General features: G+C 39.6%; 10 protein-coding genes and 1 other annotated feature. Of the genes, 9 read left to right on the forward strand and 1 reads right to left on the reverse strand.

Annotated features, from left to right (window positions below):
• Nucleotides 1-189 precede the first annotated feature (189 nt).
• Nucleotides 190-504 (reverse strand): hypothetical protein, encoded by a 315-nt coding sequence (locus tag ESZ39_RS16330; protein WP_146880993.1) that lies wholly within the window; start codon nucleotides 502-504, stop codon nucleotides 190-192.
• Nucleotides 505-894: 390 nt separating this feature from the next.
• Nucleotides 895-1,028, forward strand: a sequence feature (His leader region).
• 104 nt (nucleotides 1,029-1,132) lie between these two features.
• On the opposite strand from ESZ39_RS16330, the gene hisG reads away from it, so the two are divergent.
• The 9 genes from hisG to ESZ39_RS16375 all read left to right on the forward strand — a co-directional run bounded on the left by hisG (nucleotide 1,133) and on the right by ESZ39_RS16375 (nucleotide 10,206).
• Nucleotides 1,133-2,032: an ATP phosphoribosyltransferase gene (gene hisG, locus ESZ39_RS16335; protein ID WP_146880994.1), complete on the forward strand. Its 900-nt coding sequence runs from the start codon at nucleotides 1,133-1,135 to the stop codon at nucleotides 2,030-2,032.
• A gap of 3 nt (nucleotides 2,033-2,035) precedes the next feature.
• Nucleotides 2,036-3,439, forward strand: coding sequence for a histidinol dehydrogenase (hisD, locus tag ESZ39_RS16340; RefSeq protein WP_146880995.1), 1,404 nt, complete (start codon nucleotides 2,036-2,038; stop codon nucleotides 3,437-3,439).
• A complete protein-coding gene (hisC, locus tag ESZ39_RS16345; RefSeq protein ID WP_146880996.1) occupies nucleotides 3,440-4,561 on the forward strand; it encodes a histidinol-phosphate transaminase in 1,122 nt (373 codons plus the stop codon).
• Between the two features lies 1 nt (nucleotide 4,562).
• Complete coding sequence (hisB, locus tag ESZ39_RS16350) at nucleotides 4,563-5,633, forward strand: bifunctional histidinol-phosphatase/imidazoleglycerol-phosphate dehydratase HisB (RefSeq protein WP_146880997.1); 1,071 nt, start codon at nucleotides 4,563-4,565, stop codon at nucleotides 5,631-5,633.
• A 1-nt stretch (nucleotide 5,634) separates the two neighbouring features.
• Nucleotides 5,635-6,255 (forward strand): imidazole glycerol phosphate synthase subunit HisH, encoded by a 621-nt coding sequence (gene hisH / locus ESZ39_RS16355; RefSeq protein WP_146880998.1) that lies wholly within the window; start codon nucleotides 5,635-5,637, stop codon nucleotides 6,253-6,255.
• 3 nt (nucleotides 6,256-6,258) lie between these two features.
• Nucleotides 6,259-6,996, forward strand: a complete 738-nt coding sequence (hisA, locus tag ESZ39_RS16360) for a 1-(5-phosphoribosyl)-5-[(5-phosphoribosylamino)methylideneamino]imidazole-4-carboxamide isomerase (RefSeq protein ID WP_146880999.1) — start codon at nucleotides 6,259-6,261, stop codon at nucleotides 6,994-6,996.
• Entirely contained in the window at nucleotides 6,978-7,766 is a 789-nt protein-coding gene (hisF, locus tag ESZ39_RS16365) for an imidazole glycerol phosphate synthase subunit HisF (RefSeq protein WP_146881000.1), read from the forward strand. The genes hisA and hisF overlap by 19 nt, the downstream gene beginning before the upstream one ends.
• A complete protein-coding gene (hisIE, locus tag ESZ39_RS16370; protein ID WP_146881001.1) occupies nucleotides 7,760-8,383 on the forward strand; it encodes a bifunctional phosphoribosyl-AMP cyclohydrolase/phosphoribosyl-ATP diphosphatase HisIE in 624 nt (207 codons plus the stop codon). The genes hisF and hisIE overlap by 7 nt, the downstream gene beginning before the upstream one ends.
• A 689-nt stretch (nucleotides 8,384-9,072) precedes the next feature.
• A complete protein-coding gene (locus ESZ39_RS16375; RefSeq protein ID WP_146881002.1) occupies nucleotides 9,073-10,206 on the forward strand; it encodes a GAF domain-containing protein in 1,134 nt (377 codons plus the stop codon).
• Nucleotides 10,207-10,398 lie beyond the last annotated feature (192 nt).

A 10,398-nucleotide genomic window follows, 5' to 3' on the forward strand; every position in this document is an offset into this window, starting at 1 on the left:
GAGGAAAAATGGATAAATACAAGGCATAAAATTTAGTCAGTAGTTATTCACCTTATAAATTTTATAACGCTGTAGTTATTCATTTTAACCATTAAAAATGAGCAGGTAATTAATCAACTTGGTATAAAGTACTAAATAATGCGTTAATACTGCCGACTTAAATTCGTCTTTTATGCCAAAAGCTTAATTTCATACAAAAATATCTAGCTGAGGTTTATCATCTTTTTCTGCAGTTGTGCACTCACTATCATCAAAGACATCAATACGTTTACCGGTATTATCTGCTGGCACTGGTGATGCTTCAACAACCTCTGGCGCTGCATTGTCAGTATTATTTTCTTGATCAGACGGTTTTTTAAAATACAATGCTGGCTCCTCTAAACCTGCTATATCGTCAGAAACAGCAGTCGTTGCAGCCACTTTTGTCAACGCCTTAACTTTCAAACTGGCGGGCTTTATAGGGACGGGAACAACACGGGTTAATGCAGTAGTGAAAATGTCCATTGTTATGTCCCCTGATTAAAATATAATATCTCTGTTTTATTATAGTTATATCGGCAATACTTGCTTAGCCTTTAACTCTGTTGCTCTACACTTTTTAGAACAAAACAATACTAGCTTAGTTCAAAAAATCATATTGAGTTAACATTAAACACTTGCTCTAGCTTGAGAATCAACGTATCTTTAACTCAAATTAAAGTAACTACTTTAAAAGTTTTTTCATTTTTCGACAGTTTTTGTAAAATCATTAAAAGTAACTTTAAAAGTAATGGTATATTGTTAACACTGTAGTGCTTTAATTTAAAAAATAGCCAAATGAATTATTATCTTACAACTATGCTAACCGAAGTAATAATAGAGTAAATAACACATGACTTTAAACTTGATTGCCATTCATCACCATCATCATACAGATTAGCTGCTCAGGTTTATTCGCTGAGGGCTATGAACCTTTCAGTGGTGTAAGATAAATAAAAATTAATTTCTAAACCCCCGAAAGAGTTCATCTCTCTCGGGGGTTTTCGCATTTTTATGGCTTTGAAATTGTATATACATGCTTTTTTGAACAATGATAAAACACATAAAAAGCGACTAAATAGCACCAAAAATTTAAAAATTAATAGGAAAAATCATGACAACAGAACCACGTTTACGCATTGCAATGCAAAAATCAGGTCGCTTAAGCGACGACACACAAGCGTTATTAAAGCGTTGTGGCCTTAAACTTAATGTCTCCGATCGCCTATTACTTGCTCATGTTGCCAATATGCCAATTGACATCATGCGGGTACGTAGTAGCGATATTCCGGGCTTGGTCATGGATGGCGTTTGCGATTTAGGCATCGTAGGCGACAATACCTTGGAAGAAGCGGCATTAGAGCGGGAATTAATCGGCCAAAAATCAAAATATATTCGCACCTTGGGTTTAAATTTTGGTGGCTGCCGCTTGTCAATAGCTATGCCAGAAGGCTTTGATTATAAAGGTATAAAGAGTCTAGATGGCCTTAGATTTGCTACCACTTATCCTCAGTTATTAAATCGTTTTGCTAAAAATAACGGTATCAACGTCGAATTTTGTTTACTAAAAGGCTCTGTTGAAGTCGCACCTCGTGTTGGCTTATCTGACGGTATTTGTGACATAGTATCAACTGGTGCAACATTAGAAGCGAATGGTCTGGTTGAAGTGGAAGAAATTTTTCGCTCGCACGCGTCATTAATTCAAACCAACAACACTTTAGTACCAGAGAAACAAGCGATTCTTGACACTTTATTGCCTCGTATTCAAGGCGTGATGAAAGCCAAAGAAAGTAAGTACATCATGTTGCATGCACCAAAAGACAAAATCGCCCAAGTAAGCGCGCTTATGCCAGGTAAAGAAACACCCACAATATTACCTTTAGCCGGGCGTGAAGACATTGTTGCTGTACACGTTGTCGCAACAGAAACATTCTTTTGGGAAACCATGGAGCAACTAAACGCTTTAGGTTGTAACTCTATTTTAGTAATGCCAATTGAAAAAATGATGGGCTAAAAAATGAGCATAAATAACCAAGACAGTAGCAGACTAAAAGACTTAATCACTTGGGAGAACTTGTCAAGTGCTGAGCGTAATTACGCACTCGCCCGCCCGGCCATTGCAGAAAGCGGTTTGTTATCACAACAGGTAGAAAATATTCTCACCAGTGTAAGAAAAAACGGTGATAAAGCCTTATTTGATTTTACCGAAAAATTTGATGGCGTGTTGCTTGATACTTTGAAAGTGACACCAGAGCAAATTGCTGCAGCGAAAACCAGATTAACGCCTAAACGATTAAAAGCCATTGAAACAGCTTACGGGCAAATTAAACGTTTTCACCAAGCACAAATTAGTGCTGACATTCGGGTTGAAACTACGCCTGGTGTGGTATGTACCTTAAAAACTGAAGCTATCGCTAGTGTTGGTTTGTATATTCCAGCCGGTAGCGCACCACTACCATCAACGGTATTAATGTTAGGTGTGCCGGCACAATTGGCACAATGCCCACGCAAAGTGCTAGTTTGCCCGCCCAATAAAGAGGGTCAATTAGCTGACGAAATTCTAGTGGCTGCTGCATTATGCGACATTGAAGAAATATACAGTGTTGGTGGCGCACAAGCTTGTGCCGCATTGGCTTTTGGTACGCAAACCATTAAAGCGGTGAACAAAATTTTTGGTCCAGGCAATAAGTATGTTACTGAAGCTAAAAAGCAACTATCACAGCAAGTCAATGGTTTTGCTATTGATATGCCAGCAGGACCATCAGAAGTGCTAGTAATAGCAGACGCCAATGCTAATGCAGGATTTGTCGCCGCTGATTTATTATCGCAAGCCGAACATGGTCCCGATAGCCAAGTTATTCTGTTATCAGATAGTGAGGCACTCATCAACGCAGTTCAATTAGCCTTAGCTGAGCAACTAACTGTGTTATCACGGGCAGAAATAGCGCGCCAAGCCTTACAGCAAAGCCGATTAATACTGACTAAAAACTTAGCACAAGCTGTTGAAATATCAAATGAATATGGGCCAGAGCATTTAATTATTCAAACTGATAATGCCCAGCAGTTATTAACTGAGCTGCGTAATGCTGGTTCAATTTTTGTTGGCGCGTATACGCCAGAATCTGCCGGTGATTATGCCAGTGGTACCAATCACGTGCTACCTACTTACGGTTATTCAAAAGTGATCAGCAGTTTGTCACTGGCTGACTTTTCAAGACGCTTTACTGTGCAAGAAATTACTCGTCAAGGCTTAAGCAGTTTAGCAGAATGTATTTGCGAGCTCACTGATGCTGAAGGGCTAGACGGTCATAAACGTGCTGTCACTATTCGCTTAGAAACCCCATTTGAGCAAACAAGCAACAACACAAAAGCTGATCACAGTGAGAGCAACAGCAGCTCTAACCAGAGTACGGAGGCATAAATGAGCATTGCAAACAAACTTGCCCGCAAAGAACTGATAGATATGGTGCCTTACCAGTCTGCGCGTAGACTATATGCCAGCAGTGGTTCAATGCAAGGCAAAATTTGGCTCAACGCTAACGAAGCTTCAGGTCCCGGTATTTACCAAGTTAGCAGTGATAGTATCAATCGCTACCCTGACTTTCAGCCAGAAAGCCTGATCAATGCTTATAGTGCTTACAGTGCTATAGCTGCAGAAAACATGCTAGCAACACGCGGCGCCGATGAAGGCATAGAGCTGATCATCAGAACCTTTTGCCGAGCATATCAAGACAGCATTGTCATTTGTCCACCCACTTATGGCATGTATGCTATTAGCGCTGAAAATCATGGTGCCGGTATTATTAAAGTACCATTAACAGCAGAGTTGTCATTAGATTTAGCCGGTTTAAAAGCACAAGTGGGTCAAGCAAAAGTGGTTTTTTTGTGCTCACCTGGTAATCCAACTGGTAATTTACTGGCACAGCAAGATATTAAAACCGTGCTTGAACTCTTTGCCGACTCGGCCATTGTGGTGGTTGATGAAGCCTATATCGAATTTAGCCCTGAACAATCAGTGGCTAGCTGGCTTAAAACTTATCCGCATTTAGTTATTTTAAGAACACTGTCAAAAGCGTTTGCTTTAGCGGGTTTACGTTGCGGATTTACCCTAGCTAATCAAGACATTATTTCGATGATCAGTAAAGTCATAGCGCCTTACCCTATTTCGGCGCCAGTTGCCGATATTGCCAGTGTGGCATTAGCGCCATCTGGCCTCGAACAAGTGAGTATTCGCGTACAAGAAACTGAAATTTTACGTACGCAATTAACTACATGGTTAACTCAGCAAAGCTGGTGCAGCCAAGTATTTAAAAGTGATGCAAACTTTGTTTTGTTTCGTTGTCAAAATGAAGAAGTAAAAAACTTTATTTTCAATGGCTTGGTAGAGCAAGGCATTTTAATACGTGATCAATCAAAACAGCAAAATTTAGCTAACTGTTTGCGCATTAGTATTGGTAGCGAACGCGAGCTTGGTCTATTACAGCAAACTATCATCAATAGTTTTATCACAACAACAGCCCAAACGGTGGCAAAAGAGAATTAATATGAGCCAACAAAATATTTTATTTATCGACCGAGACGGTACCTTAATTGAAGAGCCGATTAGCGATAAACAAGTCGATAGTTTAGCAAAGTTAGTTTTTGAACCTAACGTGATCCCGGTGTTAATTGCCTTGCAGAAAAAAGGCTTTCGCTTAGTCATGGTGTCAAACCAAGACGGCTTAGGCACCACAAGCTACCCACAAAGCGACTTTGACTTGCCACACGACAAAATGATGGCGATGTTTGCATCACAGGGCATTAACTTTGACCAGGTACTACTTTGCCCACATTTTGAAGCAGACAACTGTAGCTGCCGCAAACCTAAGTTAGGCTTAGTTAGTGACTATTTACAGCAGGGTAAAGTTAACTTTGCTAACTCTTATGTTATTGGCGACCGAGAAACCGATATGGCGCTTGCTGCCAACATGGGTATTAAAGCGCTTAAATATAACCGTCAATCGCTTAGTTGGAACGACATTGCTGAGCAACTGCTTACTAGCTCAAGAGTAGCAAGAGTTGTTAGAACAACAAAAGAAACCAATATCAATGTTGCCATCAACCTTGATAAAGTCGGTGATATTAAAATAAAAACCGGCTTAGGCTTTTTTGATCACATGCTTGAACAAATTGCTGCACATGGCGGTTTTAGTATGCAAGTCAGTGTTGATGGTGACTATCACATTGACGAACACCACAGTGTTGAAGACACCGCTTTAGCTTTAGGCCAAGCGCTTAAACAAGCTTTAGGTGACAAACGCGGTATTGGTCGTTTTGGTTTTGTTTTACCAATGGACGAATGTCGCGCCGAGTGCTCGATTGATCTTTCTGGTCGCCCTTGGTTAGAATTTGATGCTAAATTTACTGATAATGTGGTCGGACAAATGTCGACCCAAATGGTGCCACATTTCTTTCGTTCATTAGCAGATTCGATGGCTATCACCCTGCACCTTTCAACGACTGAAGGCAATTGTCATCACCAAGTCGAAAGCTTATTTAAAGTATTTGGTCGTGCTTTGCGCCAAGCCATAGCGGTTGACGGTGATGACCTACCCAGCACAAAGGGATGTTTATAGCATGAGCGAAAACCCGCAAGCTAACTTTGTTATTGTTGACACCGGTTGTGCAAACCTGGCATCGGTAAAGTTTGCCGTCGAGCGTTTAGGCTTTACTATTACCATTTCTGATGACATCGATGTCATTAAAAATGCCGACAAAGTTATTTTACCCGGTGTGGGCAGTGCTCGCCACGCCATGGAAAATATCAGGGCGAAAGGTTTGGTAGCGACACTACAACAACTTACCCAACCGGTATTAGGTTTTTGTTTGGGCATGCAGTTAATGACCCGCACTTCTGCTGAAGGTGTAGGTAAAGATGAAGTAGTTGAGTGCTTAGGTTTGATCCCCACCGATGTGCGTCCGCTTGAGGCTAAAACCTTACGCTTGCCACATATGGGTTGGAATACCCTAACTCAGGTTAGCGACCATGCCATATTTACTGGCATCAGCGTTGATGACTATTTCTACTTTGTCCATAGCTTTGCGGCGCCCATTTCTGAATATACTGTTGCCCGTTGCCACTATGGTAGTGAATTTTCTGCTGCCATTGCCAAAGATAACTTTATCGGTTGCCAATTTCATCCTGAACGCTCTAGTGCGCTTGGTAGTAAAATAATTAAGAATTTCTTGGAGATGTAAGCGATGATGATCCCAGCAATCGATTTAATTGACGGCGAAGTCGTCCGATTATTTCAAGGTGATTACCAACAAAAAACCAACTATCAATACACTGCAAAAGAACGACAAAATGCCTATGCTAAAGCGGGTGCAACCGTCATGCACTTTGTTGACTTAGACGGTGCAAAAGACAGTAATAAACGCCAATTAACTTTACTAGCCACTTTAGTAAAACACGACAGCATGATCATTCAAGTGGGTGGCGGAGTGCGTTGTAAAGAAGACGTGCAACAGCTGCTTAACTTAGGCGCTGACCGTATTGTTATTGGCTCACTCGCCATAAAAGAGCCGACATTAGTGCAAGCATGGCTAAACGAGTTTGGCGGTGAACATATTGTGTTAGCACTCGATGTAAAAATAGATGCTATGGGTAATAAAACCCTACCCACGCACGGTTGGATAAAAGACAGTGGTGTTAATTTAGAAGCCTTATTAGATGATTACATTGCTGCTGGTTTAATTCATGTCTTGTGTACGGACATCAGTAAAGACGGTACATTAACGGGTAGTAATGTTGCCTTATATCAAGAACTTTGTCAGCAATATCCAAGCATTAAATGGCAGGCTTCTGGCGGTATTGGCTCATTAGAAGATATAAAAGCCCTAATACCGACGGGTGTTGATGGCGTTATACTGGGTCGCTCATTGCTTGAAGGTAAGTTTACTCTAGAGGAGGCAATCGCATGCTGGCCAAACGTATAATTCCTTGTCTTGATGTTCGCGATGGCAAAGTGGTAAAAGGTGTGCAGTTTCGTAACCATGAAATTATTGGCGACATTGTGCCGCTTGCACAAAAATATGCACAAGCAGGTGCTGACGAACTGGTTTTCTATGATATTACCGCCAGCTCAGATGACCGCGTAGTAGACAAAAGCTGGGTTAGTCGCATTGCTCAAGTTATCGACATTCCCTTTTGTGTCGCCGGTGGTATAAAAACCGAAGAAGATGCTAAGCAAATTCTGATGATGGGTGCGGATAAAATATCTATTAACTCTCCAGCGTTAAGAGACCCCAGTTTAATATCACGCTTAGCCGATATTTTTGGTCAGCAGTGCATTGTGGTTGGCGTTGATAGCTTTTTCAATCAAGATGCTAATAATGGCGCGGGTGAATACCAAGTTTACCAATTTACTGGCGATGAAACCCGAACACAAAAAACTAAATGGCGCACCCTAGATTGGATCCAAGAAGTACAAAGATTAGGCGCTGGTGAAATTGTGCTCAATTGTATGAACCAAGACGGTGTTCGCCAAGGCTATGATATTGAACAACTTAGCCAAGTACGCAAACTGTGCAATGTGCCGTTAATCGCTTCAGGTGGCGCCGGTGAAATATCACATTTCGTTGATGTTTTCCAGCAGGCTGATGTTGACGGAGCGCTCGCTGCCAGTGTTTTCCATAAAGCTATTATAGCGATGGATGAATTAAAGCAAACCCTTAAAAATGAAAAAGTTGAGATCAGATTATGCTAATTACACAAGACAATATTAGCCAATTGGCATGGGATAAAATGGCTGGCATGATCCCAGCAATTATTCAGCATCAAGATACCGGTGCCGTTTTAATGCAAGGCTACATGAACCTTGAGGCTTTAGAGCAAACCTTAAACTCTGGCTTAGCGACATTTTATAGCCGCGCTAAGCAAGCACTTTGGTGCAAAGGCGAAACCAGTGGTAACTATTTAAAGGTTAGCCAGGTAGTAACTGATTGCGATCAAGACAGCTTACTTATCGCTTGCCGGCCACAAGGTCCTACTTGCCATTTGGGTACAGAGTCTTGTTTTCCTGAACAAACCATAAGCCAACAAAATTTTCTTAGTCAACTTGAGCAAGTGATTGCTGGTCGTAAAAATGATGCGCCAGAAGATAGTTATACCGCCCATTTATTTTCGCGAGGCACCACTAAAATTGCTCAAAAAGTGGGCGAAGAAGGCGTAGAAGTTGCTTTAGCAGCTGTCGCTGAAACCAAAGAAGATTTATTAGGTGAATGTGCCGATTTGTTTTATCACACCTTGGTGCTACTTCAAGATCAAAACATTGAGCTAAGTGAAGTCATGGCGGTATTGCAATCAAGACATAATAAAAAGTAAAACTAAATACAGCTTAGCGAACTAAATAATAAGTGAGCTAAGCATTTTTAAAAAGTAGTATTAATGCTCAATAGTATAAGCACTACATAACGTAAGCAATAAAAAATATCACCCTTAAAACCTGCAAAAATCAAAGAAATCAAAGAAATCAAAGAAATCAAAGAAATCAATCAGAAGAATATTTTCAGCATCTTACTAGACGATTATAAGCTTAAAATGATAGTTTTAACTTTCACTTTATCAAGGTAAAGATAAAGGTAAAATCACGTTAAAGCAGAACAGATTTCAAATATTACTCGATAAAAATGACCATACTCAATGATGATCTACACGTTAAAAACCTTAGGGCGCAAAAGATTTTTATAGTGCTTCAGAGCGTAGTCCTAAGCTTTATCAAAACAACTTTACCGCTAAGTATTTACCACTAGCTTATACCAGTAATAACTTCTCTATATTAAATATATAAAACTAAGGGTTAATCAAATAATATCACTAAAATTCAGTAGCCCCTGATAAATATCATTAAAAAGTAAGTTAGATGTTATTTTTATGTAATTGTTTTGTTTGTATTTTTTCATTACATACAAATAAATTTTCCGTTATATTAGATAAGAAGTAAAAGGATTGCTCAATAGCGTTTCAAGCGATAATATTGAGCTATAAAAAATTAATGGAGTATAATTTTTAAAATGAAAAGTCGCTTACCAGATGATAAAATTCTCTTAACAGTAACCGCGATGGCAATATTAGCATTGCTTCCAGCCTTGATTTCAGGCATTAGAACGCACGACAATGTAGGAGTTATTATTAACCTTGTTGTGATACTGGGCATAGCGGGCATTTTTTCTGGCGTTTGGTATACTAGCAAAACAAAATTTTTCAGCTGCTTATTGACTATTTTTCTGCAATTAACGCTGCTAACATCCATTTACATCCAAGGTGAAAGTTTAATTTTTTGGCTGTTTCCCGTAATAATATCAGGCTTTTATTTCCTACCTATTGTCACCGCGAGCGTGTTGAATAGCTTGTTAATAATTATTGCATTGTTTATTACTTATCAACAGTTTGACAATTTTACCTTACCTCGCATTGTTGGCTCCTTGATTTTAACAAATATCTTTTCGTTAGCCTTTTCAATGTTTATGGAAAGTAAAAATCGTCAATTATCAAAAAAAGATAAAATAAATCAACTGCGTAATGACACTCTCGAATTAATTGCCCACTCAAGTAAATTAACTACTGTCTTGCACTCCATCATACATGGCGTTGAGAACGAATATCCTGAAACGATGTGTAGTATCTTATTACTCGATAAATCAGGAAAACATTTAGTGTTAGGTGCGGCTCCTAGTTTGCCTGACTTTTATAACGAGGCTATAGAGGGTATTGCTATTGGTCATGGTATGGGCTCATGCGGCACTGCAGTGTTTACCAAAGAAAGAGTCATTGTCAGCGATATTTCAACACATCCTTATTGGGCTAATTGGGCAGTGTTAGCTAAAAAAGCTGAATTAGGCGCTTGTTGGTCAGAGCCTATTATTAATGGTAAAGGTGAGTCGTTAGGCACTTTTGCTATTTATCATCATAAAATATCAACACCAAAGGACATTGACTTTACCCTAATCGAACAAGTTTCCAATCTTGTTGGCATTGCTATTGAGCGAGATAAAGCTGATAACATCATATGGCAACAAGCCAATTTTGATAGTTTGACACAACTACCAAACCGTAACTTATTACTCGAACATCTAACAACAGCGATTGATAATGCGAAACGAGAGAAGAAGCAACTCGCTATTGCTATGTTATACCAATTACATTAAATTTGTGATCTAATGGTAGTTATGAAATATATTACTAAAAAACAATTATCTGAGAAATTGGAGCTTATTAATTTAAAGGCACTTATTGCTCAAGAAACCAATGGCAGAATGAGAATTCGCCTATTAGCTTTATTGCACATTAAGGATGGAGCTGACAGAACTCAAGCTGCCAAACATGTAAAAGTAAGCAGG

The organism is Colwellia sp. C1TZA3, from assembly GCF_007954265.1.
In the GTDB taxonomy this organism is placed as follows: domain Bacteria; phylum Pseudomonadota; class Gammaproteobacteria; order Enterobacterales; family Alteromonadaceae; genus Cognaticolwellia.